General features: G+C 66.7%; 24 protein-coding genes and 4 pseudogenes. 14 read left to right on the top strand and 14 right to left on the bottom strand.

Going from position 1 to position 23212, the window contains the following annotated elements; translation table 11 throughout:
• Positions 1 to 128: 128 nt before the first annotated feature.
• The 3 genes and pseudogenes from JK363_RS34795 to JK363_RS34785 form a co-directional block, all read right to left on the bottom strand.
• A pseudogene (locus JK363_RS34795) lies at positions 129 to 696 on the bottom strand (haloalkane dehalogenase); the annotation flags it as partial.
• A 32-nt stretch (positions 697 to 728) separates the two neighbouring features.
• Positions 729 to 1133 carry a pyridoxamine 5'-phosphate oxidase family protein gene (locus JK363_RS34790; RefSeq protein ID WP_201881480.1) on the bottom strand — a complete coding sequence of 135 codons (405 nt, stop codon included), beginning with the start codon at positions 1131 to 1133 and terminating at the stop codon, positions 729 to 731.
• On the bottom strand, positions 1130 to 1822 hold the full coding sequence (locus JK363_RS34785; RefSeq protein WP_201881476.1) for an NAD(P)-dependent oxidoreductase: 693 nt from the start codon (positions 1820 to 1822) through the stop codon (positions 1130 to 1132). The genes JK363_RS34790 and JK363_RS34785 overlap by 4 nt, the downstream gene beginning before the upstream one ends.
• A gap of 76 nt (positions 1823 to 1898) precedes the next feature.
• Here JK363_RS34785 and JK363_RS34780 point away from each other — a divergent pair, with 76 nt between their 5' ends.
• The 6 genes from JK363_RS34780 (at position 1899) to JK363_RS34760 (ending at position 5692) form a co-directional block, all read left to right on the top strand.
• Positions 1899 to 2516, top strand: a complete 618-nt coding sequence (locus tag JK363_RS34780) for a TetR/AcrR family transcriptional regulator (RefSeq protein ID WP_201881474.1) — start codon at positions 1899 to 1901, stop codon at positions 2514 to 2516.
• A gap of 118 nt (positions 2517 to 2634) precedes the next feature.
• Positions 2635 to 3078: a DUF6907 domain-containing protein gene (locus JK363_RS44810; RefSeq protein WP_372444914.1), complete on the top strand. Its 444-nt coding sequence runs from the start codon at positions 2635 to 2637 to the stop codon at positions 3076 to 3078.
• Positions 2990 to 3292, top strand: coding sequence for a HEAT repeat domain-containing protein (locus tag JK363_RS34775; protein ID WP_201881472.1), 303 nt, complete (start codon positions 2990 to 2992; stop codon positions 3290 to 3292). Before JK363_RS44810 ends, JK363_RS34775 begins: the two co-directional genes overlap by 89 nt.
• Before the next feature lie 330 nt (positions 3293 to 3622).
• Positions 3623 to 4633, top strand: a complete 1011-nt coding sequence (locus tag JK363_RS34770; protein WP_201881469.1) for a WXG100-like domain-containing protein — start codon at positions 3623 to 3625, stop codon at positions 4631 to 4633.
• Between the two features lie 106 nt (positions 4634 to 4739).
• Positions 4740 to 5225 carry a restriction endonuclease fold toxin-2 domain-containing protein gene (locus JK363_RS34765; RefSeq protein WP_201881467.1) on the top strand — a complete coding sequence of 162 codons (486 nt, stop codon included), beginning with the start codon at positions 4740 to 4742 and terminating at the stop codon, positions 5223 to 5225.
• 23 nt (positions 5226 to 5248) lie between these two features.
• On the top strand, positions 5249 to 5692 hold the full coding sequence (locus tag JK363_RS34760; protein ID WP_201881465.1) for a hypothetical protein: 444 nt from the start codon (positions 5249 to 5251) through the stop codon (positions 5690 to 5692).
• Between the two features lie 290 nt (positions 5693 to 5982).
• On the opposite strand, the gene JK363_RS34755 is transcribed toward JK363_RS34760, so the two are convergent.
• Positions 5983 to 6366, bottom strand: a complete 384-nt coding sequence (locus JK363_RS34755; protein ID WP_201881458.1) for a hypothetical protein — start codon at positions 6364 to 6366, stop codon at positions 5983 to 5985.
• Between the two features lie 100 nt (positions 6367 to 6466).
• Positions 6467 to 6763 carry a DUF6083 domain-containing protein gene (locus JK363_RS44805; RefSeq protein ID WP_372444912.1) on the bottom strand — a complete coding sequence of 99 codons (297 nt, stop codon included), beginning with the start codon at positions 6761 to 6763 and terminating at the stop codon, positions 6467 to 6469.
• Between the two features lie 656 nt (positions 6764 to 7419).
• On the opposite strand from JK363_RS44805, the gene JK363_RS34750 reads away from it, so the two are divergent.
• The 3 genes from JK363_RS34750 (at position 7420) to JK363_RS43130 (ending at position 9483) form a co-directional block, all read left to right on the top strand.
• Entirely contained in the window at positions 7420 to 8460 is a 1041-nt protein-coding gene (locus JK363_RS34750; protein ID WP_201881457.1) for a hypothetical protein, read from the top strand.
• A 374-nt stretch (positions 8461 to 8834) separates the two neighbouring features.
• On the top strand, positions 8835 to 9203 hold the full coding sequence (locus tag JK363_RS43135; RefSeq protein ID WP_236076336.1) for a hypothetical protein: 369 nt from the start codon (positions 8835 to 8837) through the stop codon (positions 9201 to 9203).
• Complete coding sequence (locus JK363_RS43130) at positions 9193 to 9483, top strand: protein NO VEIN domain-containing protein (protein WP_236076335.1); 291 nt, start codon at positions 9193 to 9195, stop codon at positions 9481 to 9483. The genes JK363_RS43135 and JK363_RS43130 overlap by 11 nt, the downstream gene beginning before the upstream one ends.
• Positions 9484 to 9565: 82 nt before the next feature.
• Here JK363_RS43130 and JK363_RS34740 read toward each other — a convergent pair whose 3' ends face one another.
• Both JK363_RS34740 and JK363_RS34735 read right to left on the bottom strand, forming a co-directional pair.
• Positions 9566 to 9808, bottom strand: coding sequence for a hypothetical protein (locus JK363_RS34740; protein ID WP_201881456.1), 243 nt, complete (start codon positions 9806 to 9808; stop codon positions 9566 to 9568).
• Positions 9809 to 10019: 211 nt separating this feature from the next.
• Positions 10020 to 10250 (bottom strand): hypothetical protein, encoded by a 231-nt coding sequence (locus JK363_RS34735; RefSeq protein ID WP_201881455.1) that lies wholly within the window; start codon positions 10248 to 10250, stop codon positions 10020 to 10022.
• Positions 10251 to 10652: 402 nt separating this feature from the next.
• On the opposite strand from JK363_RS34735, the pseudogene JK363_RS34730 reads away from it, so the two are divergent.
• Positions 10653 to 10970, top strand: a pseudogene (locus tag JK363_RS34730) (transposase); the annotation flags it as partial.
• A gap of 69 nt (positions 10971 to 11039) precedes the next feature.
• Here the strand turns inward: JK363_RS34730 and JK363_RS34725 are convergent.
• The 3 genes from JK363_RS34725 to JK363_RS34715 all read right to left on the bottom strand — a co-directional run bounded on the left by JK363_RS34725 (position 11040) and on the right by JK363_RS34715 (position 13162).
• Positions 11040 to 11474, bottom strand: coding sequence for a VOC family protein (locus tag JK363_RS34725; protein ID WP_201881454.1), 435 nt, complete (start codon positions 11472 to 11474; stop codon positions 11040 to 11042).
• A 256-nt stretch (positions 11475 to 11730) separates the two neighbouring features.
• Positions 11731 to 11976, bottom strand: a complete 246-nt coding sequence (locus JK363_RS34720; protein WP_201881453.1) for a hypothetical protein — start codon at positions 11974 to 11976, stop codon at positions 11731 to 11733.
• Between the two features lie 25 nt (positions 11977 to 12001).
• Complete coding sequence (locus JK363_RS34715; RefSeq protein WP_201881452.1) at positions 12002 to 13162, bottom strand: iron-containing alcohol dehydrogenase; 1161 nt, start codon at positions 13160 to 13162, stop codon at positions 12002 to 12004.
• Positions 13163 to 13301: 139 nt separating this feature from the next.
• Between JK363_RS34715 and JK363_RS34710 the strand changes: the two genes are divergently transcribed.
• Both JK363_RS34710 and tnpA read left to right on the top strand, forming a co-directional pair.
• A complete protein-coding gene (locus JK363_RS34710; RefSeq protein WP_201881451.1) occupies positions 13302 to 14267 on the top strand; it encodes a LysR family transcriptional regulator in 966 nt (321 codons plus the stop codon).
• A gap of 384 nt (positions 14268 to 14651) precedes the next feature.
• Positions 14652 to 14858: pseudogene (gene tnpA / locus JK363_RS34705) on the top strand (IS200/IS605 family transposase); the annotation flags it as partial.
• A gap of 235 nt (positions 14859 to 15093) precedes the next feature.
• Here the strand turns inward: tnpA and JK363_RS34700 are convergent.
• Complete coding sequence (locus JK363_RS34700; RefSeq protein ID WP_201881450.1) at positions 15094 to 17808, bottom strand: DUF3376 domain-containing protein; 2715 nt, start codon at positions 17806 to 17808, stop codon at positions 15094 to 15096.
• A 1020-nt stretch (positions 17809 to 18828) separates the two neighbouring features.
• Positions 18829 to 19878 carry an Lrp/AsnC family transcriptional regulator gene (locus JK363_RS34695; RefSeq protein WP_201881449.1) on the bottom strand — a complete coding sequence of 350 codons (1050 nt, stop codon included), beginning with the start codon at positions 19876 to 19878 and terminating at the stop codon, positions 18829 to 18831.
• A 113-nt stretch (positions 19879 to 19991) separates the two neighbouring features.
• Between JK363_RS34695 and JK363_RS34690 the strand changes: the two genes are divergently transcribed.
• Both JK363_RS34690 and JK363_RS34685 read left to right on the top strand, forming a co-directional pair.
• Positions 19992 to 20381 carry a VOC family protein gene (locus JK363_RS34690; protein ID WP_201881447.1) on the top strand — a complete coding sequence of 130 codons (390 nt, stop codon included), beginning with the start codon at positions 19992 to 19994 and terminating at the stop codon, positions 20379 to 20381.
• Positions 20382 to 20396: 15 nt separating this feature from the next.
• Complete coding sequence (locus JK363_RS34685) at positions 20397 to 20858, top strand: DoxX family protein (RefSeq protein ID WP_201881445.1); 462 nt, start codon at positions 20397 to 20399, stop codon at positions 20856 to 20858.
• Positions 20859 to 20954: 96 nt separating this feature from the next.
• Here JK363_RS34685 and JK363_RS34680 read toward each other — a convergent pair whose 3' ends face one another.
• On the bottom strand, positions 20955 to 21392 hold the full coding sequence (locus JK363_RS34680; protein ID WP_201881443.1) for a hypothetical protein: 438 nt from the start codon (positions 21390 to 21392) through the stop codon (positions 20955 to 20957).
• 226 nt (positions 21393 to 21618) lie between these two features.
• A pseudogene (locus JK363_RS34675) lies at positions 21619 to 21952 on the bottom strand (RNA polymerase sigma factor region1.1 domain-containing protein); the annotation flags it as partial.
• Between the last annotated feature and the right edge of the window lie 1260 nt (positions 21953 to 23212).

Genomic DNA, 23212 nt, shown 5'->3' with positions numbered 1-23212 from the left:
TGGGTTTTCTCCGGGCGGGCGCCGGGCCGGTCGTACGCGTGGGTGATCGTACCGTGCTTGAGGGAGTGCGGGCCGAGCTTCTTCTGCGGGAGGCCCGCCTGCTTGGCGGTGGCCTTGATGGCGCGCCACTGGGAGGGCTGGGTCGGGAAGGGGTGGCGGTAGACCTCCAGGTCGGCAGGGTCGAGCGGGGTGGCGAGTGTGTCCGGGAGCCCCTCGATGAACAGCGACTTCTCCAGGATCATCTCCTCGCCCACCCCGGGGGTGCGTAGGAGGGTGAACAACTTCCGCCCGGCTGCAGGGAATTCGTCGCCGACCAGCGGCTTGATGATGGTCTCGGTGAAGGCGAGGCCGCGGACGGTGCCCGGGAGGCGGGCGGGCGGCGCGGTCGAAGGCGAGCGCGCCGCCCCAGTCGTGGCCGACGAGGACGGCCTCGGTAAGGCCGAGGGCGTCGAACCACGCGTCGAGGTAGCGGGCGTGGTCGTCGAAGGAGTAGGCGAGGTCGGGCTTGCCGGAGTCGCCCATGCCGATGAGGTTGGGGGCCAGAAGGCGGCGGCCGGGCGCGGCCACCCCCGGCAGGACGTTCCGCCACAGGTGGGAAGAGGTGGGGTTGCCGTGGAGGAAGACGAAGGGCAGCCCGTCGGGGTCGCCGGACTCGCGGTAGTAGAGGGCGGAATCGAGGACGGGGAGGGTGGGCATGGCGGTGTCACCTCGCTTTCGATACGGGGGATTCAGAGGTTGAGGCTCAGGACGCGGTCGACGGCGATCTCGACGACGACCAGGTCCAGCGGGGTGGGCGGGTCCGCGCGGTAGCGGACGGTGTAGCGGCGGACCGCCTCGGCCAGGCGCGCGGGGGCATCGGTGACGGCGGCCCGGCCTTCGAGTGTGATCCAGCGGAAGCCGTCCGCCTGACAGAGCGCGACACGGGCCGCCGGGCCGCCTGTCTCCACGTTCCGGGCCTTGCGGGCCCCCGCCCGGGTGGTCACCCGGACCAGGCCGGTGGCCGCGTCGAAGGTGAAGCGGACGGGCGTGACGTGTGGGGTGCCGTCGGGGCGGAGGGTGGTGAGGGTGGCCGTGTGCGCAAGGGTGAGGAATGCTCGTGCGACGGCCGGGAGCTGGAAGGCCGGGCGGCTCACTTCTTCTTCACGCCCTCGTCCCAGATCAGCTTGGCGATGTTCGGCTTCACGGCCGTGGTGATGACGCCCATGGCCGTACGGACATACCGCCGCTCCGCCAGTTCGCGCAGCATGCTCGCGGCGAGGTCGGCACGGGCGGTGAAGACGCCGTCGGCACTGGTCTCGGCGGTGTGGTAGTCCGTGACGACGGGGTGCTCGAAGAGGCCCGAGGGCCGGACGAAGGTCCAGTCGAGGCCCGTCTGACGGACCACGGCCTCCATGCGGCGCATGTCCTCGTGGAGGGTGCGGCCGAGACGTCGGTTCACCAGCGGGTCGAGCACATGGTTGAAGAAGTGCGCGCCGGTAGGGCGCCAGTTCGGGTCGGCGATGCTGGAGCTGACGACGAGCAGCCGCTTGATGCCGTGGCGGGCCATGGCCCCGGTGATGACGGTGGCGCTCGCCGAGTACGTGGTGATGGTCTCCTTGCTGAAGCGCGCGCCCAGCGCGGAGAGGACGGCGTCCGTCCCGCCGATCGCGGCGTCGACAGCCGCCGGGTCGGTGGCGTCGGCGTCGGCCACGGCAAGGCCGGGCCGCGCGGGCAGGGAGCCGGGTCTGCGGGTCACGGCGACGACCTCGTGGCCGGCGGCCAGGGCCTGGTCGGTGAGGCGGCGGCCGGTCGGTCCGTTGGCGCCGAAGACTGCGATACGCATGGTGTCGGGTCATCCCTTCGTGTGGTTCCCGGAACGCCCTTGACTGTGCTGCTCGCCAAACGCAGGCTCAACGCTGATGAATAACGCCGCCCCTGCCCCCGCCCGCAGCCGAGGCCGCCCCCGCGGCAACCCGCCGACCCGCGAGTCGATCGTCTCGGCGGCCCGTTCGCTGTTCCTGGAGCACGGCTACCGGAGCACCACCCTGCGCGCGGTGGCCGGGGCCGCCGGGGTCGACCCGGCGCTGATCGCGTACCACTTCGGCTCGAAGAAGGGCCTGTTCGGAGACGTGATGCAGTTCCAGTGCGCCAATGCGCTGGCGGTGGACGACGTCCTCGGCGGCGACCCGGCCACCCTCCCCGACCGCCTGATCGACGCGGTGACCGACCTGTGGGAGGACGCCGGCTTCCAGCAGCTCACCACCCAGAGCAACGAGGCCGCCGAGGTGATCCGCGAATACCTGGAACGCGAGCTGCTGGCCCGGCTTGTTGAATTTCTCGGCGGCCGGGACGCGACCGCCCGCGCCACGGCCGTGGTGACCATCCTCGGCGGCCTCATCTACACCCGCTACCTCAACCCCCTCCCCACCCCCGCCGCCCTCACCCCGTCCGAGATCCGTCACAGCCTCACCCCGGCGCTGCGCGCGGCACTGGCCCCGAGGCCGCGCGCGGCGGCACCCACCAGAGCCGGCCGTTAGGCCTCGCCGACCTCGGGCGCAGGCGCCGTTCGGCGCGCTTCGCCTCGGCGGCCAAGCGGGCGGCCTCACGGCGCCGGTTTGCCCGGCCCCCACGGTCACCTCTCCCCCGTCCAATCGCCTGGTTGCGGCCCTGTATCGGGGTCAGCGGGTCGCGGTCGAGTGCCCTGCGTGGTGCGTCGTCGACCATGCTGCCGAGAACGTGATCAGCTTGGACGACTTCTCGCACGAAGGTGCGCCGATCTCGCTGCCGGTTCCGGTGAGCGGGGCCGCGGAGCGCGTGCTGATCGCACGCCTGGTCCAGTGGCCTTTCGCTTCGGACGAGGCGGGGCGTGCGGCGTATCTGTCTTTGGAGGGGACGGACGACGGGGAGGTGGCGAGCCTGCCGGCCTCTGCGGCGCCGCGTTCGCCGACCAGCTGGTGGCGCATGCGGAGCGGATCCGCCGCGAGGTCGCCAAGCTGCATGGGGCCCGCGCATGAGGGTCGAGATCGTCTCGTTCGGCTACGGCCATTCCCCCGCTCCCGAGGCACACCTGGTGCTGGATCTTCGCCAGCATTTCCGTGACCCGCACGTGAACCCTGCGCTGCGGGCGATGACGGCAGAGGACCGTGCGGTGCGGCGGGCGGTGCTGGGCACGGCAGGCATCCGGTCGCTACTGCGTTCCACGGTGCGGCTGGTGCGTGCTTTCGACCGTGGTCCGTCCGGTGAGGTTAGACCCGGCGTTACTCGAGGCCAACTGTCCTGTGTGCGGATGTTCTACCAGTGCGCAGGCTGGTGAGCCGACTCCGATGCACCAGCCGAACGGTGATCAATCGCAGGGCACCTGTGCCGGGAGCGGCTCTCCCGCGGCGTAAGACGACGAGGCTCCCGCCTGCGGGCGGGGGCTTCACTGTTTGCGCGGTCCGGCTGGTCACCTCCCGACGCTTCCCGCTCTGGCTCCAAGGTCGAGGATGCGCAGTCGACGAGTTGGTCGAAGGTCAGGTGTGAGCCGCAATCAACCGTCGGCGTCGATACGGACCTGTCGGCACGACAAGTCGCACTGGTAGTCGAAGAGTTGCTGTCGATAGGCTGTTCGGGTTTGGGTTGGGCTCTGGGGGAGGAGCAGCAAGTGGCAGACGTGCACGTCAAATCAGATCAGTTAGTGGGCATTTCCGGCGGTTTCAGTAAGCACAAGAACTTTCTTGTCGAGGTCCTCAACGCCTTGGTAGTGGCGTTGGAAACTTCCGAAGGCATGGCCGGCGATGACGAAGGTGGACGAAACTTCGCGAAGTTGTACCAGAGCGCCGCCCGTGAAGCCGTGTTTCAGATGGCCTTCTCCACGTACAGCATGGGCAACCTGTCCGCCAATGTAATGCAGATGGCCTTCGACTTCCTTCGGACAGATAGCAAGGTCGCAGCATCGATGCTGGACAAGTTCTCGCCAGACGAAGCCATTGACATGCTCAGAAGTCCGGCTTCGAACAGCCGGTGCGATCCGACCGGCAGCGAGGATGACCTCCCAGAAGTCGTTGCTAAAGAGAGCTGGTGGGACGACTTCAACACGTCGGGGCCGCGCGGAAACTCTGGCAAGGCTAAGGAGGCGGGGAAGGCTTGGCGTAAGGCGGGGGAGCTGCTGGACGACACGCGGATCAGTGCACAGACTGGCCAGCAGATACTGGTCAGGGACTGGGCTGGGCAAGCCGTCACGGGTTTTCTCTCCTACTTCGACATTTTCATAGGCAGGGGTGACCGCCCCGCCGAAACCACCCAGGACGAGGCGCTATTGGCGAACCTCGCGACGGCATGCCATGAGATAGCGGATTCCTGCGACGCCTATGCGGGGCATGTGGAGGATGCCAATGCCGATTGGATGGCGGGGGGCATGTCCCTCGGCGATGGCGTGCGGAACAACGACAACGACCACGGTCTCAACGAGGCAGTCTGCGGCGACACGAAGATCAACGGGTTGGGGCGCATCCCCGGCATACTCGACGGCTCGGGGCGTAGGGCGAAGTTGCCAGAACCTTCAGCTCCCTGGGACCCGGGCCTCCCGCCCATCTTCCCGGCGCCTCCCCTACGCGTGCCGATGCCTTCGATCCCGGTGGCGGCGAAGGCGCCGGGGGATTCCAGGTCCGAGTAGCGTCTTACTAGCCTTCTACGAGCGACCTGACCATCTGAAGCCAAAACCGCCGCGCCCCGGCGTGAACCCCAAGGGTCCGCTCCCGCCGGAGCCCGGCGCGAAGAGATTGAGCGCAGAGGAGCAGGCCCGCTTCCGTAAATGGATGTCTGGCCTCCATCGACACGACTTCGCCAACAATCGGACCGAGAAGGACCCGGCCAACCGCTACCAGGCCGATACCGCGGGCTATCCTGAGTACGATCTGCCCTTGCCACCCAACGGAGGAAAGAAGAAGGTCCAGCAAGCGGATGGATTGCGGCCGGAAGACGGGTACGCCCTCGACGCCAAGTACGTCAAAAACCCGAACTCGTGCGAATCGCCGCGCACACTGGAAAAGCTCCAACTTCCCGACAACGTTAAGAAGCCATGGGAAATTAGCAACCATGGGGGCGATAACCGTGAGATCAGGGACTACGGTCGCGCGATAAATGCTGATGGAAGCAAGGTCAAAGGCCTCGAAGTCATCACGAACGGCCCGGACACCATGGCGTATTGGCAATACCTGATGGGAAAACAGGGAGTGCCAGGTAGCGTCCGGTACCACCCCGGTTAGAACGACTGAAGAGAGAGCGATCAATGACTCCCGATGAAGCCGCACTCGTCATCACGAACTACTATTTCGCCCCAGTTGAAGGTGAGCAGTGGCAGGTTACGCCTGAACGCTTCGCCCAGGAATCCGAGGACCGGTGGCCCAACTGCACAACCAACTTGACTGCGAGCGAAGTCAGCACTGGCACGGAAGTTGAGTTCGCCATGACCTTCAGCAACGGGGCCGAACGACATGGGGCTTACAATCCTCGCCACGGGCTAAGTCTTTACGGTTACACAGCTTTGGACGCGGCCGAGTTCATGTCTTGGTTTGTCACCATGCTTGACCCCGACGTGCCTGTCCTGTTCAACAACGCGGAGTCTATCGAGGACGGCGACTACGACGACCACGTTCTCCCACGTTCGATGGGTGTGCGACCCATGGCCGAGACTTTGGCCACGCATCTGGCCGGAGCGCTTCTCGAGGAGTGAAAACCGACGGGAATCTGGCGCTCATGCGCGTATGCGCCGAGGGCGGCCTTCGTGACGTTGGCCTTGGTGAGCGCAGCCGCTCGGTCCGCTCGTGTAGCGGCCTGAGGGCTGGCAGTCCGAACTCGACGAGCACGCCGGCCGGGACGGGTACGTGGGCACAGCCTGATCTACGTGGGGAGACTCCCAGTAGAGCCGCGGAGGAGCGCCCCCACCGTCGGGTGGGGGCGTTCGCGTTGGCGGGTTCGGCGGCTTACGGCCTGCTCCGTTCCGCCCGCCGTTTCTGTGTCGCGTCAGGTGAAGTGGATGACCCAGAAGTCTGTGATGACCGGAAGGGGTTGACCGAACGCGATATTGGCGCGGAATTGGATCTGCCCACTCTGGGGAACGATGTTGTGGATCGTGAAGACGGCGTCTCCGAGGTGGGCTCCGGCGGTGGCGTCGCCGAGCACTTTTGCTTCTGTGACGGTCATCCACACCTTGGAGTCGGGCCGCATCGCGGGCCAGCCGGTCAGCGTGAAGATCTGCAGGCCATTCGTTCGCCGGCTCCAGGCGTGGCGGTACGCCTCGCTGGTGGCCTGGATGCTTTGGGCTCCGATGGTGTAGTCGACAGTTGAACGGAGAATTCGGGACTGGTCGGCTTCTTCTTGCAGGATGTCTATGTCGGTGTACGCCATGGGTAGCTCCCGGTTTTGGAACCCCCGAGTCTCACTCACCTACCGTAGCGCTGGGCTTTGTGGCCTGCACGCCAGCTACTTCCTGCCGCGGTTCTCCGATTCAACTACGTACCGGCGGCAGGCTGCAGGGTCGTGGCCGGGCTGGGCAGACGAGGGCGCGCCGGATGCGGCGGTTCGGGTCTGGCGGGAGCCCTGTGCCCGACTTGATGGCTCGGCCGTCTCCAGCGATGAACAAGCGCTGCCCGTCCGGGACGATCTTCACTGGTAGTGGGATGCGGGGTTCGAGGAGCGCCCAGTGCCCATTGCCGGTTGCGTACCGGTCTTGTAGCCGGACGCAGTCTCGGCGCAGGGGCGGGTGGGTCGGTCGTTGCTGCCGGTGGGGTGGTGGGCGCTGCAACTGGCGCTGCCGGGCTCGCTTAGCCCCACGTGCAGGGGGCTGGCCACGAGCCCGTCGTGGTGGTCGGCAGCGCGACGCCCCGCAGCGACGCTTCAAGGGGCGCTAACCCTGGCACCCCCATTTAGGGGATGTGTAGCCGCAAGTGTGGGGCTGTACTGGAGTAATGATCCGAATGAATTATGACGAGAGACGGCTGCTTCACAAGGCGAAGCGAGGAGAGCAGCTCGACCTCCCGAGGAGGCAGGGCAGGAGACCCGTCGTCCGCGCGCAAGTGCTCCGCAACATCATCGGCCGTTTGACAGCAGGACGGCCGGACGCTGGCCCTGTCGTTGTGCGACTAAGTGGTGCGCAGATCGAAGGTCGGCTCGACCTCGCCCACCTTCCGCTAGACGATTCGGTAATCGAGCTGTCCGACTGCGAACTCCCCCAAGGTTTGCTTGCACGTGACGCTCGCGTTCGTGACCTCGTTGTTAAAGACTGCGAGGTGGCCGGTTGCATAGACGCCAATCAGTTGATGGCGCACAAAGTGGACCTCTTCCAGTCTCGCGTTGAAGTTCACTCCTCCGACAGTGCGGTCGATCTCTGCAACGCCCAGATCTACAAGCTGGAGTGCTATGGAGCGAAGCTTACGAACGACGGTATCGGGCCAGCGTTGCATGCTGATGGACTTCGATGCGGCCAGAGCGTCCTGTTGCGCCGCGCAGTTCGACAACGGCTCGGGCCCCGCCCTCCAGGCAGACGGCGTGTGGGTCGAAGGAAGCGTCCTACTGAAAGACTACAAGCCTCACCCTCGCGAAGAAGGACACAGTGAACAAAATTCCGTATCCCTGCGTGGGGCTCTTGTGGGCGGACTCGAATGCGACGGCGCCATACTGCGCAGCCATGCCGGACCAGCGCTCAACGCCGACTGCATACACGTAAACGGCCACGTGTTTATTCGGAAGGGATTCGAAGCGGAAGGTTCTGGAAACGACGGCACTGTCAACCTCAACGAAGGAAACATCACCGGCCCGTTGGACTGCTCGAGTTTCACGCTTATCAATCGAACCGGCGGCCTCGTATTGAATGCGAGCGACCTTAGGGTCGGCGGCACCTTGACTTTGGAAGACCCTGGAGGAGAAGCGAATCTAGCAGGGCTGACCTACGCTGGAACGCCAGACGGCATGAATCGAAAGGATTGGAGGGGTAGGCTAAGGGACAAGGATAAAACCCCTAAATATTCCGCCCAGCCGTATCAGCAACTCGCCGAAGCGTACCAGACAGCCGGCCGCGAGGTGGATGCTCGTGAAATCCTCCTCGCCAGAGGCGACGATGAAATTGACCGAAAAGGCGAGATAGGCCTGAGTGGCTGGGCACTGCGATGGCAGAAGATCACTAATGTCGCGGGCAAGTACGGCTATAAACCTCATAGATTGCTTTGGTATTCCCTGATACCCATTGCCGTACTTTGCATCATCCCAAGCGTAAGCATTTTCTGGGAGGGTGCCGCATATGCCAGTTCGAGCAAGAGCTGCGGGACACTAGCCGAAATCGCTGTCGGCCTGAACTACGCTCTCCCGCTGTTCGAAAATTCTGTGCAGAACGGCTGCTCGGTTCACCCCGGGTTCCAGGTGCTGGGTCGAATTCTTGGCGTCGCCATCTGGGCTCTCGGTGTCTTCTTCATCCTCAGCCTCACCAGCATCGTCCGGAAGCGTTGAGCTATCAAGTCGTCTGCCCCAGTTGACGGCGCGCCCGTCCGAGGCGATGAGCCAGCGCTGCCCGTCCGGGACGATCTTTACTGGTAGCGGGATGTGGAGTTCGAGGAGTACCCCCCCGCATGGTGGTGAGGCTGGGGACGGCTGGGCAGGTGCCGGTGGAGCTGCGGTGACGCATGCGTCACGGCCGAGCGCTTGGTCATGCCAGGGGGCTCGGGCCCGTTGTCGGTGGCTGCTGGCATGGTCCGTCCATGGATGTTGGATACGGTGCGCGCCTGTTACCCCGCTGGCTGAGATCGCAGTCGCCTGAAGTTTTCGACTCGGGCGGGTGGTGTGGAGGGTTGGCGCAGTCGCTTCGGCCGTGGGGAACGACCGTTGTGCTCGTTGAGCAGTTCCGCGTCGGGATTGGTAAGACAGTGGCGGCGGGACTGATCGCTAGACGGTTATGCCTCGAGGCTCGCCTGCCTCACCTAGTGGTGGTTGACGAAGCTCACTCCTACGCGCCTCTTCGCAGGCTCGCTGCGACCACAGAGGACGCCCGAGCACTGGCTGCCGCCTTCCCTCGGGTCAAGTTGGGCGAGGTGCCGCCAAGCCAGCACAAGGCGGCGGATGCCCGCGCGACCAAGCGGGGCGTCGGCTTCATCTCCGACCCGAAGAAGCGCAAGGCGATCGAGCTGCACGCGGAGGACATGGCGGTCGCCCACTATCAAGCGCAGGGCTGGACAGTGGAGCGTTATGCCGTATGACCTGCGCCGCACCCGCAAGGGCGAGGAACGGCATGTGGAGGTGAAGGGCACGACCGGCGCGCCCACGAGCGTGGAGCTGACCATCAACGAGGTTGAGCATGCCCGCAACCCGGCCAACACCGTGGACCTGTACGTCGTCAGCGACATCGCGGTCGATACGCGTATCGACCCGTACAAGGCGAGCGGCGGAGAAGTGAGGCATCTACGGAACTGGGAGCCAGCGGAGGAAGATCTTCGGCCTTGCCGCTTCACGTACCGGGTCCCCGGCGGTGACGCTTGACGCGCCGCCGGAGTTGCCGACGGTGAAGAGCCTTGAGATGACGCTGAAGCCCCCGACCACGGCAGGTCGGGGGCTAGTTCGCTCACCGGAGGTACTTCAGGTCGAGGATGCGTACCCGCTGCGGCTGTTTGAAGACGACCAGTACAGCTCGCGTGTGGTCGAGGATGAGGAGCCGCTTGATGTCGCCGTCGGCCTGGTGGGGCGTGGTGGTCGCGAAAGGGTCTTCGCACACGGCGGCGAGTGCGCGGTCGAATTCGACCCTGGCGTCGCCGGGGCGGGAGTCCCAGACGGCCTCTACGTGAGGCGGGTAACGGAGCGAGTACACGCCGTACAGGCTGCCAGCTCAGGCGGCTCCGCGTGCCCGGTTTCGGTCAGCTACCTCTCGAACCCGCGGGACCCTTGCGAGGGTTCCCGTTCGACTGCGAACCGAGAGGCTCGCTCGGTTTCCACTACGCCGCACAACCGCACAGCGGTACGCCCGCTCGGCAGGCGGGAGGCCGGGGCACACTGGCACGCGCGGGTGCGCCCGTGCGTGATCACCTGCGTGATTTGGTGCAGGTGGGGCAGCATCGCGCGCCGACCCGCTCGAGGTCGGCGCACACGATGCAAGGATCGTTTTCGTCGTCCCAGTCGCCCACGATGTCGGTGACGTCGGAAAGATCGGCGCCGCAGAGGCCGCGGTTGGGGTCGCAGCAGTAGATGTGGTCGAGCTCGTCGTCGCCTGCGGTCAATCTGCTGGCCGGGGCGGGGAGATCTTTTGTGCTCACTCATGGCCTCCCTTCAGGCGCCGCGCCATCCACGGTACGCCTGCGATCACGACTCGCCTGCGGCGGTGGCTGGCCATTGCTGAGCGGCGAGCCCCGTTCGAGGCGATGAGCCAGCGCTGCCCGTCAGGGCTTCCCCCTATGTGCGGGGTTCGGCGAGACGGATTGTTGGCCGTTGCTGCTGCTGGTGGTGGTGCTGTCTGGTGAGGCTGGGGGGGTGGCTGAAGGAGCCGGTGGGCCTGTGGTGGTGCATGCGTCGTGGCCGAGCACTTGGTCTTGCCAAAGGGGCTCGGGCCCGTTGTCGGTGGCTGCTGGCATGGTCCGTCCATGGATGTTGGACACGGCGCGCGCCTGTTACCGCGCTGGCTGAGATCGCAGTCGCCTGAAGTTCTCGACTCGACCGTGCCGGGCAACCGGCACGACTCCCGCGGCTGGGAAGAGTCCGGCGCCAAGGCCGCCGTCGGCAACACATTGACCATCGCCGACGGCGGCTATCAGGGCACCGGACTGGTCATTCCGCACCGTCGCCGCAAGGGCGAAGAACTCCCGGACTGGAAAGAGGAACACAACCGGTCCCACAAGCAGGTCCGCGCCCGCGTCGAGCACGCCTTCGCCCGGATGAAGACCTGGAAGATCCTTCGTGACTGCCGCCTGAAAGGCGACGGCGTTCACACCGCCATGCTCGGTATCGCCCGACTGCACAACCTCGCCCTCACGGGGTAACTCCCTCCCTATACGAGACCAGAGAGGCCCAAGGGAGGCGGCTTCCCACCTCCCCGGCTCGGAGAGTGCTCAGTCGATACAGAACTCGTTGCCCTCGATGTCCAGCATCGGGATGCACGACTCGTTTTCCTCATCGGCATACAGTGTTCGCACGTGGGTCGCACCGAGCGCGACCAGTCGTGCGCACTCGGCTTCGAGCGTGGCGAGGCGCTCGTCCCCCACGAGCCCGGTGCCGGCCCGGACGTCGAGATGCACCCGATTCTTGACGATCTTGCCTTCGGGAACGCGCTGGAAGTACAGGCGCGGGCCCACGCCTGAGGGATCACTGCAGGCGAACCATGAACCCTGCTTCTCAGGAGGCAGGGTGCGGTTGAAATCGTCCCAGGTGGTGAACCCCTCCGGTGGCGGCGGTATGACGTACCCCAACACCTCGCACCAGAAACGAGCGAGGCGCTCAGGTTCTGCGCAGTCAAAGGTGACTTGGAACTTCTTGATCGCTGACATCGGCGCACCGTAGCAGGCTGACTCTGCCGTTCATTTCCCCAGGCGGATCCGCCCGCCACCCGTCGCGCCCTGGGCCACCTTGGACACCAAGTCTCAAACCGGGACAGTCCACGAGAACGACGTGACCGTGGCGGCGGGGCGCCTCAGTGGTCCCCAGGATCCAGCCCTGACCAACCACCTTCATGCCAAGATCAGTTGCGGGACAACCCTTGGTCTTCTGAGTCAGGAATTCGGCGACGAACAAGGGCGTGGCCGCTCAGCTCGGTTCGACACCGCATGCAGTGGGCCGCTGGCGGGCGCGGTTCGCCGAGCACCTCATCGCAGGCCTGCGTGACATGGCGCGGTCCGGCGGCCCAGGACGGTTACCGATGAGCAGGTCGCCGCCGTGGTGACCACCGATGGCGGGGTCGTACACCTCACTGCGGTGCGTGGCGCCGCGGTCGTCGAGGCGGCCGCCGATGTAGTGGTCGATGTGTGCGGGGGCGTTTGCTGTCGTGGTCATCGCGGCTCCTTGAGGCGGCGGGGAATCAGGCGTAGATCCGGGAGTAGAGTTCCTGGATTTCGTCGGCGGTGGGTACGACGGGGTTGTTGGCGGGTGAGCCGGATGCGAGGGCCTGCTCGGCCATGAGGGGCGTCAGGCGGTTCCACGCCTCCTGATCGATTCCGTAGTCGCGGGGCGTGGGTACGGCCAGGTCGCGGCACAGGCCGTCGAGTGCGTCGACCAGCTTGTCGGCGGCCACGGTGTCGACGTCCGCGGTGGTCGCGGCTCCCAGGGCGCGGGCGCAGTCGGCGTACCGGCCGGGCGCCGCGTGCACCGAGAAGGCGGTCACCGCGGGGAAGAGCATGGCGTTCGACAAGCCGTGGGCGATGTGGAAGTGGGCGCCGATCGGGCGGCTCATGCCGTGCACGAGGGCGACGCTGGAGTTGGAGAACGCGATGCCGGCTTGGGTCGCGGCGAGCATCAGGGCCTCGCGGGCCTGGGCGTCACCGCCGTCGGCGTAGGCGGGGCGGAGGTGGCGGCCGATGGTGCCGATCGCGGTGAGGGCGAGGCTGTCGGAGAAGGGGTTGCCCTTACGGCTCACGTACGCCTCGACGGCGTGGGTGAGTGCGTCGATGCCGGTGTCGGCGGTCAGCCGGGGCGGCATCGACATGGTCAGTTCGGCGTCGATCACGGCGGCGAGCGGCAGGAACGCCGGGCCCGTGCAGAGCATCTTCTCGTCCGTGGCGCTGTCGGTGATGACGGTGAACTGGGTTGCTTCCGATCCGCTGCCGGCGGTGGTGGGGACCGCGATCACCGGGAGCGCGGGCCCGAGGTTCACCCGCGGGGCCTTGTAGTCGCGCATGCGACCGCCCTGTACTCCGAGCAGGGCGAGGGCTTTGGCGGTGTCCATCGGGCTGCCGCCGCCGAAGCCGATCACCGAGTCCGCCCGGTGGTCGTGCAACGCCTTCAGGCCCGAGGCCAGGGAGTCGGTCGTCGGGTCGGGCACGGTGTCGGAGAACAGGTGCGGGTGCAGTCCGGACTTCTGGAGCGTTGCCTTCAGGTGTTCCGCCGCACCCGTCCCGACCAGGAACGCGTCCGTCACAAGGAGCGGGCGGCTCAGCCCCAGTCCCGTGATGACGTCGCCCAACTCGTCGGCGGCTCCGCGGCCGACGTGCATGATCCGTGGCAGGGACAGACTGGCAACCATGGAGAACCTCTCAACGGTGGGAGGAAGGGGTGGCTGGGTGCTCCGGCCGGGGGCTTTTCGACTGTGACGCCCGGGAGGTTGTGCGTTCAATCGCCAATGGTGCAGACGTGATGTGCAGAAATGCAGATACGGTGGTTCCGTGCACCCCGATTCCCGCCCAGCCGAGGATCCGGCCCCACCTCCGCAGGCGGACCACAGCAGGCTTGATCCGCGCAGGCTCCGCGCGGACGATCTTCGCTACCTGCTCGCGGTCGCTCGTACGGGGCGTCTGGTGGCCGCGGCCGATGCGCTCGGCGTGGACCACACCACCGTGTCCCGCCGCATCACCGCGCTGGAGAAGAGCCTCGGCCTCCGGCTGATGGAGCGCGGCTCCGAGGGCTGGGCCCTGACGGACGCCGGTAAGGCCGTCTCGGAGAGCGCACGCGCGATCGAGGACGCCCTATCCCGCGTCGTCGACGCGGTGTCCGGTCAGGACACGCCGTCGCTTCACGGCACCGTGCGGGTGAACGCCCCGGACGGCTTCGGCACCGTCTTCGCCACGCCCGCCCTGGCCCGGGTACGCCGACGCCATCCCGGGCTGCAGACTGAGCTCATCACGGCGACGCGGCAGTTGACCCTGCACCCGTCCGGCTTCGATCTCGCCCTGGCCATCGGCAGGACGCCGGGGAGCCGACTGGTCACCGAGCACCTCACCGACTACGCACTGGGGCTGTACGCCAGCGACGCTTACCTCGCCCGGTGCGGATCCCCCGAGACCCTCGCCGACCTGCGGGAACACGCGCTGATCTTCTACATCGAGTCGATGCTCCAGGTCGGCGACCTGGACATCGAACGCCACCTGCCGGGAGTCACTCCCGCGTTCTCCTCCACCAACGTCTTCGCTCAGCTCGAAGCCACCTGCGTGGGGGCCGGCATCGGTGTGCTGCCGGCCTTCCTCGCCCATCGGGCCCAGCTGCGGCGGCTGCTGACCGATGAGGTCGACATCCGACTGCCGATTACGCTGGCCGTGCGGCGGGAAGCGGTCACCCATCCCGCCGTACGGGCCGTGCGCGACGCCCTGCATCAGGAGGTCGCCGACCGCGCCGCAGAACTGCTTCCTGAATAGCCCAGCCGGATTCCCCGGCCGCGTCGGCTCGCCGGTCATCAGCCGCTTTCCGGCGCGTCTATTCCCTGCACACCTGTTGACGTTGCCCCTGAGGGCAAGGCTTGGCGTCCAGCCATTCCGCTGCGGCACAAGCCGGAAGCTCCCCTGTGCGTATGGACAACCAGATGGATCTTGCTGGTCAGTCCGCTCTGGACCGGCCGATCGCCTGGCTGCAGAGCCCCCTTTCCGGGCCCCGGCGGCATGCTGGTGGGCCAGCACGACGGCGGAGTCGACCGAGACCAACCCGTCGATGTCGCCTGTGGTGTCCGCCTGCGCCCGCGCGGTCTGGAGCATGCGGTCGAAGGTCCTGTCCTTGGCAAGCGCCGGAAGCGGGTGTGAAGCAACTACCCGCCCAAGGTCGCCGTCTCCAAGCTGGTCAACAGCCTCAAGGGCGTCTCCGCCCGCCGGATACGCCAGGAGTTCACCGGCCGCATCAACCCCGCCATCATGCACGGACACCTGTGGTCGCCCTCGTACTTCTCCGCATCGTGCGGTGGAGCACCATTGGCGATCGTCCGTCAGTACATCGAGCAGCAAAAACGCCCACTCTAGAGTGCAGGTCAGAGCAGTCCTGAGATGCATTCATCCCCGGCGTGAACGCCGGGGCTTTCTGTAAGAGTCCCGGTAACCACAACGCCAGACGACGAACAGGAGCGCCCCTACGGCCTGGAGTACGCATCCGCAAGGCGCGCCCTAACGGCTGATTCGGTGTCAGCCTTGATGCCGCGACGACCAAGTTCAACCGCCTCAACCACACCCGCCGATGACCGCTGCTCGCGAGGCGAGGTCACGCTGTGGTGGCGGCATCCTCTGGCTGCGAGGTGGACTCATCGTCGGTCGAGGACGCGGATGTGGTCCGCGGCTGGGCGCGCTTGGCGATCCAGCAGCAGAGGGAGGTGAAGGCGAATTCCATGAGGAGGAGTACAGCCATGCCCGCTGCGGCCGTGACCAGCTGGATAGCCCAGCTCCAAGAATCCTTCCAGAAGTAGCGGACCAGGACAGACAGTCCGAAGGCACCGCCTATTGCCGAGACGAAGGCCATAATGGCTGCCCACAGCGTCGTCCGCATGGTCATCGCCGGGTCCTTCCTGACCCGCCGCCACCACAGCCATCGCGCCGGTGAGCAGACCAGCCGGGAAGGCCCCAACCACTGCCATGCTTCGACCCGGCGCCCGAAGGCTCGCCGGAACATGACCTTGCCGGCCTCGGCCTTGGCGCCGCTGACCGGGGACCCCTTACCCACCAGGATGCGCAGCACCGCTTCTACCACCCTGCCGGTCGTGTGTCGTCCGGTCTTCGTGTCCAAGTAGTTCTTGAACAGCTCGGATTCCTTGGGCTCGGCCAGCTCGTCGAGATTGCGGCGCATCTGCTCCTTTCCGATCTCGGCTTGGAGAATGGCCTCGTGCATCTCTGTCTCGATGAGCTGCCGTTGCTGGTGGTCCGAGATGAACAGCCGCAGCAGGTGGTGCGAGGCGTCGAGCCGTCCCCATGTGAAGTCGGAGGCGCGCCACTCGGGCTTCACGAAGGCACCGAAGTGGTTGAGCCGGATGCCGTAGAGCTTGCGTTCGCCGAGGGGCGCGTACTTGTCCAGCGGAAACAGGGGGCTATGGTCGTCGGGGCCCAGCCGCAGGAACTCGAATTGTGGTGTGTGCTCTGTCAGTTCCTCACGGGAGGCGAAGGCCTGCGCTGCGACCTCCGCGATGAGGCAAGAGCGCAGCGTTGTCACGATCCGGCGCTCTGCTCCGGCGTCGTCGGCCGTATGGACGGCGCTGTTGTAGGCCTCAATGGACTTGCGTACTTGCTCGCCCAGGACGTCCGAGAGCCCGAGGTCCTGGTAAATCGTGTTCAGCAGAGTGGTGGGCCCGTGCTCTGGACCGAGGCGTTCGTCTGGATCGCCGCGGATCTCGGCCGCGTTGCGGATCAGGCCGAAGACGGTGTCCTGCACAGATCGCACAATTCTGACGCACGAACTCAGTTCGCCCAGAGCACCGGTCAGGGCCGACTGCTTCCGTCGGCGGCTTTCGGCCTCCTCCTCGTTCGATGCACATGGCGGGGAGTCTGGCCCTGCGGCGCTAGCCCTGAGCCTTCGCTCGATGTCGCTGACGAGGGTCCACATCAGGCGCTCGGCCGCGCTGCCGCCCCACACCCACGGCTCACATTTCGGCGTGTTCAGGGCGTCAGCGGATTCAGGCACCCATGCGGGCCGTGGGCCGTTGCCGAGGATTGAGGCGACGTCTTCGTGCGGGATGACCACCAGGGAGCGTACGCCGCGTCCCTCCTCGCGCAGCTGCCGTACCTTCCATACGGCGCCTCTGATCCGGCTTCTCCGGTACTCGCGGAACAGGGATTCGGCGAGCCTGCCCAGGTCCTCCTCGCGATCGTCCTGGTCCTTCGGCGGTTCGACCTGGCGGATGAAGATCTCCAGATGGCGGTCGAACGACTGCCGGTTCATCCGCTCCAGCAGCTCGGCTGCCCCGGAGCGGAAGTCGGCCTCCCGTGGGTAGCTGATGGCTGTGCCAAGCACCGACGGCCACTCGGTCGCCTTGCAGGGCAGCTTGCTCTCGACATGTCGCTGGGTGACCCCGGCTGACGGCACGATGTAGACGACGACGCGCCGCACGGGCCCGTCCACACGCCGGTCCCCGATGGCCTCCAAAACCGGCCCGAAAGGGGCATTGTTCAGCAGCCCGCCGTCGACGATCCAGCTAGCCCGGTCCCGCCTCCGGCTCGGGATCTCCGGGGCGGGCCGCACTCTCTGCTGCAGCAGCGGCGACTCGTCCACAGGCGCAAAGGCCACCGGGAAGCCGGCGGAGGCACGGGCCGCCAGCTGCAGCCGCTCCAGAACCTGGTCGTCGAGGAAGTCTCTGCGGCCGGCGCTTTGCGGTTTCCACACATCGCACTCGGCTCCGGTCTTCCGGAAAACCACGGCATGCGGGTCGTGCTGGAACTTGTAGATCCGGCGGTGGTCGGCGACCTCGAACCGGCCGCCGAAGCCGTCCCGCAGGTACTCCGGAAGGCCGTCGAGCGCGGTCGCGGTGACGAAGAGAGTCACCGGCTCGGCCGCACACGGGCTCCCGGCCATCCCACGCAGGATCTTCCCAATCTCGTGCTCGAAGTACCGTCCGTCGAGGACGCTGTTGTACGGCGGGGCCCCAAGCAGCCGGTCGTCCGTAAGCGCCGCCGCATCCTGCCAGGTCTTCCGCAAATTGGGCAGTGCCGTTCCCCGGCCGATGGCGGCGGCAAACAGCGAGCCATTCAGACCGCCTGCGGACGTGCCTGCGATGACATCCACAAGGACGTGTGTGTGAGCTCGGTGCATAACCTGTTGCCAGAGGTCGAAGCACACCTGATCGGCTTTCGCGACAGATTCCGGCTGGCCGGATTGGAGACCGCGGGATGCCCTCCTCAACAGGTCCAACTCGTGCGTCACTCCCCCCATCCAAACCGCGAGGCTGACTCCCCCATTGAGGACCAAGGCGAGACGAGTTTGCTCCGGATTCATGCACGCACGGTAACCAGGCGAACTGCCGGGCCCTGGCATCCGTTCGCACTCGCCGCGGGCAGGCCACTCGACTGGATGCAGGGAGAGGAAGCGGCGGGCCCGGCTCGAGCGCGGCTCGCCTTGCATCACAGGCCGGCCTGCAAGAATTGCGTGTGCTTGGCCGCGGAGGAAGGTGGTCCAGGTCTGGCGGTCGCGCTGGGGTGCGGGATCGATGCCGTTGCGCTGGAGGATCTCCCATACCGCGGAGGGGGCTAATTTGACCCCGAGGGTGGCGAGTTCGCCGTGGATCCTTCTGTATCCCCAGCTCGGGTTTTCTCGTCCCATGCGCAGGATGAGGGTTTGGATGCTGCGGTGGGTGGGTGGTCGTCCTGGCCGTTTGGGGCGGGAGGCGTTGGCGTGGCGGCGGCGTAAGAGGTCGCGGTGCCAGCGGAGAAGCCGAGGAGCGGAGTACCTGTTACGTCGCCCTCAACACCGCCTCCCGGCAGTATCTGGGCGAGGGGCAGGCTCAACCTCGAGATAACGGCGGCTGCGTTGTCCCCCGGCGCTCCAACGCCTCCCTGCCCAGCTGCCGCAGCACGGCCACTCAGCTCCTCAACTCGCCCTGTGCCGCGTACGTAGCGCCGCTTCGGCGGGTCCAGCCACTCGACCCGCAGCACTGACGGCGAAGGCCAGGGCTGGGAGAGGATGTGTGACCGGCTCAGGTGGTGCCAGCGGTCGGCGGGCTGTACGGCGAGGCGGGTTGCGGCCATCTCCGTAGGCGGTGCGGACGCGGGCGGGCATGCGGCGGGGCATGGCTGTCCTTCGGTGTCAGTTGCAGCAGGTGCAGCTGGGCTGGCAACCGCAGGCATCCGCTGCGGGGCCGTTGGTGGAGGCGGTGGGCAGGGGGCCGCAGCACGGACGCTGACTTCGACGGTCTGGGGTGAATTGCGGGGCGGGCCCTGGAGGGAGAAAGCAATGCGCTGCGCTGTGTGGTGACGCGACTCAGAGGGAGTACCGGCCACTTCAGGCTCCGTAGGGGCTTCAGGCTCTTCGTGCGCGCCCTGCTGGCGGGGTCGGCATGAGCAGGGGGCCCGCCCGCTTGGTGCGGTGCTGCACGAGGGCTGTCTCCGTGCGGCCGATGCCCGGCAGACCGCTCAGCTCGCGGGCGAGGTAGTCGTACAGCACGCCGGTGTCGCGGCACTGAACCATGGCGAAGACGGATGCCGGACCCGTGGTGACGGCGGCGAAGGCGACCGGCGCGTGGTGGGACAACGCATCGGCCACCGTGCCCAGCGCCGACGGCGCCACCTCCAACCACAGCAACGCCTCGATGGGGGAGCCGAAGTGGGCGGGGTCCACGTCCACCTCGAAGTGCAGCATTCGGGTGGCGCGCAGCCGTGCGATGCGCCGGCGCACGGTCGAGGCCGACCACCCGGTGGCGGCTGCCAGCCGTCGCACGTCCGCCCGGCCGTCCCTGGCCAGCTCGCCCACCAGCCGGAAGTCGGCCTCGTCCCAATCGACCGGCCCGCCCCTGTCGACCGGCTCGCCGGCGGCCTCCTGCCGCACCTCCCGGTCATCCAATGCCGCCAGCCGGCGCAGCCGGGCTTGCTCGGCCTTGCTCAGGGCGCTTGTCCGGCCCGCCCAGCCTCCAACCCCGGCTACCGGCCGCAGGACGCAGCTCGCCTCCATGTCCCTCACCCCCGGGGTACGGGCGAGGTGCTCGAAGAACGGACGCCCGCCGGCCGCCCCTGCCCCTGGAGTACGGACCATGCAGGCCAGACGGCTTCCACCGGCGAGCGCCGCGACCCACGAGGTGTCATCTCGGTGGGCGAGGACGGCAATCAGCGCGTCCACCGCGTCGGGTGCGCAGTCGACGCGGACGAACCAGTCGAGCATGCCGATGCGCGAGCTGTCGACAAGTCCCACGACCCGGACGACCATGGCCGACCGCAGCCGGTGGTAGCGGCGCGTCACGGTGCGCTCCGGCACCCCGAGCACGGCGGCGATCCTGCTGAACGGCGCCCGTCCGTCCAGCTGAAGCGCGTGGACCAGGCGACGGTCCAACGCGTCGAGCATGACGGATTGCGTCATCTTGCCCCCTCCGGTCGGCGGATCGCGTCGCTCCCGGCGAATGTACAACGCCCACCAGGGCGCCCCGCGGGACGCTGTCCGCACCACTCGGAGACATCAGAGCGAGGTACACCATGCTGACCGTTCTTCCCATCAGGTATGTGGCCGACGTCGAGGCGTCGAGGCACTTCTACGCCGGGCTGGGGCTCGACGTCCGGCAGGAGCCTGGCGCAGCTGTCTGGGTCCGGCTGACCGCTGCCGCGGGCGCCGTCGGCATCCACGACGCGGCGGTGTCGAAGGGGCGCCCGCCCGGCACCGCCGAACTCGGCTTCACGACGGATGAGCCGCTGGAGGAGGTCGCGCTGCGGCTCGAACGCACCGGCTACGCCTACGACCTCGTCGACGAGGACTTCGGCCGCAGCATCCGCGTCACCGACCCGGACGGAGTCGTCGTCCAGATCCAGCAGATCGACCCGGAGACGGTTGGCAGGTCGGCCGCCGCGGTGACCGGTGAGTCCGGCTGAGACGGGAGGCCATCCGTGGAACCCCTCCTCACCCTCGCCGCCATCACCGGCCTGCTGCTGCTCGTCGGGGCGCTCGGAGCTGCACGGCTCCGCCGCCCGGCCGTCGCCTTGCGCGGCGGCCTGGCCGCCATGTTCGCCCTCACCGGCGGCGCGCACTTCATCGGGATGCGCGAGCAGCTCATAGCGATGGTGCCGCCGGCCCTTCCCTTCCCCGGGCTGCTCGTCACCCTGAGCGGCATCGCCGAACTCACATGCGCCATCGGGCTGCTGTGGTCGAAGACGACCCGGGCGTCGGCTGCCGTGCTCGGCCTGCTGCTGGTCGTGATGTTCCCTGCCAACGTGTACGCGGCCGGCGGCGACGTCCCCTGGTGGGACCAGCTCGGTCCACGAACGGCCACCCAGCTCCTGTTCCTGGCGGCCACCGTCACCGTGCTGGTCCGGCACGGCCGGCCCGCGCGCCGCTACGGCGGGTCGTGACCCGGCTGGACGGCGGCCCCTGATAGCTCCTGGTCGGATGGCTCAGGGCGATATCACTGGTCTGGTCCCACCGCGAACGTAACTACGGCGGAGTCACTACACGAGCCCACTGTTGCTGCCAGCCCCAGGCTGTGAAGCAGTGTCGAGGGCAGCACCATGTGCGGCTGCGACGTGCCGGGCCGAATCGGACTCGGTCCGGCGTAACACGAATAGCCCGGCTAGCGAAAGTACGCTTGGCCCTGCAAGCATCGCTGAAAGCCATGGCAGGCCCTTGGTGCCGACGATCACGGCACCGGTGAGCATTGCTACGACGATGAAGAAGCCGCCGACCAGCCCGCCGAGGTACAAGAGGTGACTCCTTCGTTCCTTCGCCTCTTGGGCTTCCAACTGAGCTCGTAATAGCCTGAGCTGGTGTTGTCTGGCAAGTTCCGGTTCGAGTGCCTGCAATGCGATCTTGAGATGCTCGGGAGGAAGCTCTGCCCACTGGAGCGCGATCTCGAGGCTGTCTGGCTGCTGCGATGCTTGATCAGTCATGGCTGATTTCCACCCCCTCCGGTCTTGGAGTCGTTCTTGTGTAGCGGCTTGCCAGGGGGAGGCCCCAATTCACGAAAGATCCACTCGAGGCCTGTCGATAGCGCCAATGAGGCGGCAGGCGTGTCCTCGTGGGTGCTGAGGTCAGACAATTCGGCTGGGACTGTCTTGTGGCTATGGCTAGTGATGACCTTGTCGCCCGTAACGCCTGGGGCCTCAGCCAGGTGCGAGGTTTGGGTGGATGTGGTGTCCTTCTCAGCCGTAGCGGTCTTGGTGGGGGTGTGCTTCGCCGGGCTCTTCGCTGCGACACTCTTGCGAGTGCGCTGGGGTGCCTCTGCGGCACTGACCATCAGCATCACACCCTCCTCGTCGAGGACCTGGTTGAGGCTGCGCAGTATGTCTTTCCACTGGGTCGGCGGAATCTGGTCAGCCTCGAAGGCCCGGCGTACGTCGTCGCCGGCGATCTGTCCCTCAGCCTTTCCCCGCTCGATGAGCGCCATGACTGACTCGGACTCAGCGATCTCTGGCGGGAGCGTACGGGGTGTTTCGTCGCCAGGCGTCATGTAGTTTTCGCGGCGAGGCACCCGGACACCATCTCCTCTCGTGGCCTGCGGAGGACTGTGGACAACCAAACGATGATCCCAGGTGGGAAACCGTGCGACTCCTATTCCCAAAGGCAGCGTAATGGGGGTTGACTGCTTCAGTCACCGCTGCAGTGGACGGAGCCTTTGGATTGGGTTTGCGGAGAGCGCGGCACCTTCTTGATCATTGCGGAGTGGAATCTTCCGGCCAGTCGGTGCTGTCGAGGGCGTGATGGTGTGGCCGGGTTCATCGCCGGAAGGGATCGGGCATTCTGCACTGCTCAAGTGAGGTTGCGGGTGCCTATGATGGAGTCGGCTCCGTAATTGGCTCGAAGGCTCGGCAGCTGCGCTGGGCTGCGACCTGGTTGGTCCCAGATGGCACATGGTGCACTCCGTAGCGCTTGACGATTGCTGCGTATGGCGTCGTATGGAGCTTGACGGTGTGCCAGGTCTGCCGAGAGTCTTAAAGTGGAGCAAACAATGAGAATTGCCGCGCTGCTGGGGGTCAAGGGGTCGCAGGTTCAAATCCTGTCGTTCCGACCAGCGTTTTCGCAGGTCGGAGGCCGTTTCCGCGGGTAGCGGGGGCGGCCTTTGTCGTTCCCGGACTGGGAGCGATGGGGAGCCCTCTGGGAGCCCTCGTGCTCCCAACTCGCAGATGGGTCAACCCCGTCCGATTCGTCCGTCACCCGATCCGGTCGATCTGCCGCGCGGTACCGCGCCGCCGCGGGCCGTCGTCAACCGTAGGCCGCCGAGGTCGCCCTGCCGGTATGAATGCCCTCGCCATCGAGAGGCATAAGAACCCCTTGATGGCTCCCGACCCCCTTTCGAGGTGGGAGCACGGCTTCGTGCTCCCCATGCGACAGGGGAGGCCCGACCACGTTGGCGACGCAGGGCGGCCGTCTTCGCAGGCCAGTGATCACTCGGGCTCTCCGGTCGCCTGAGGCTTGCCACGCCAAGGCGGGGTAAAGCCCCTTTGCGCCGGGCGGCAGACGGGGCACTCCCAGGGCGTGAGCGCAGTAGTCGGCTCTGTAGCGCCGTAGCGAGACATTGTGGGTGCCGATAAATTATCCGTGCAGGTCAGGCCGCGTGTTGGTATGCGTGGAGGGTTCGCTGAGTCGGTCTCGTCGGCTGACTTCCAGGTGGGCGAGTTGGGCTTGTTGCGTGAGGGGTGGGGGTAGCGGGCGGCATGGGGCGGTTTGCTTCAGGGCCCTGTGCGGGCGGTGTGCGTTGTAGAAGGCTTCA

This window comes from Streptomyces coffeae (assembly GCF_016741875.1).
In the GTDB taxonomy this organism is placed as follows: domain Bacteria; phylum Actinomycetota; class Actinomycetes; order Streptomycetales; family Streptomycetaceae; genus Streptomyces; species Streptomyces coffeae.
The sequence above is the reverse complement of the archived record's forward strand: the minus strand, read 5'-3'. Positions and strand labels throughout refer to the sequence as shown.

Bases quoted from the DNA above. Each gene is read 5' to 3' on its own strand.
- JK363_RS34785 (WP_201881476.1), bottom strand. From the start codon at position 1,822: ATGCGTATCGCAGTCTTCGGCGCCAACGGACCGACCGGCCGCCGCCTC.
- JK363_RS34690 (WP_201881447.1), top strand. From the start codon at position 19,992: ATGCTGACCGTTCTTCCCATCAGGTATGTGGCCGACGTCGAGGCGTCG.
- JK363_RS34760 (WP_201881465.1), top strand. From the start codon at position 5,249: ATGACTCCCGATGAAGCCGCACTCGTCATCACGAACTACTATTTCGCC.
- JK363_RS34725 (WP_201881454.1), bottom strand. From the start codon at position 11,474: ATGTCAGCGATCAAGAAGTTCCAAGTCACCTTTGACTGCGCAGAACCT.
- JK363_RS34775 (WP_201881472.1), top strand. From the start codon at position 2,990: ATGAGGGTCGAGATCGTCTCGTTCGGCTACGGCCATTCCCCCGCTCCC.
- JK363_RS34755 (WP_201881458.1), bottom strand. From the start codon at position 6,366: ATGGCGTACACCGACATAGACATCCTGCAAGAAGAAGCCGACCAGTCC.
- JK363_RS34750 (WP_201881457.1), top strand. From the start codon at position 7,420: ATGCTGATGGACTTCGATGCGGCCAGAGCGTCCTGTTGCGCCGCGCAG.
- JK363_RS34695 (WP_201881449.1), bottom strand. From the start codon at position 19,878: ATGACGCAATCCGTCATGCTCGACGCGTTGGACCGTCGCCTGGTCCAC.
- JK363_RS34780 (WP_201881474.1), top strand. From the start codon at position 1,899: ATGAATAACGCCGCCCCTGCCCCCGCCCGCAGCCGAGGCCGCCCCCGC.
- JK363_RS34680 (WP_201881443.1), bottom strand. From the start codon at position 21,392: ATGACTGATCAAGCATCGCAGCAGCCAGACAGCCTCGAGATCGCGCTC.
- JK363_RS34715 (WP_201881452.1), bottom strand. From the start codon at position 13,162: ATGGTTGCCAGTCTGTCCCTGCCACGGATCATGCACGTCGGCCGCGGA.
- JK363_RS43130 (WP_236076335.1), top strand. From the start codon at position 9,193: ATGCCGTATGACCTGCGCCGCACCCGCAAGGGCGAGGAACGGCATGTG.
- JK363_RS34720 (WP_201881453.1), bottom strand. From the start codon at position 11,976: ATGACCACGACAGCAAACGCCCCCGCACACATCGACCACTACATCGGC.
- JK363_RS34700 (WP_201881450.1), bottom strand. From the start codon at position 17,808: ATGAATCCGGAGCAAACTCGTCTCGCCTTGGTCCTCAATGGGGGAGTC.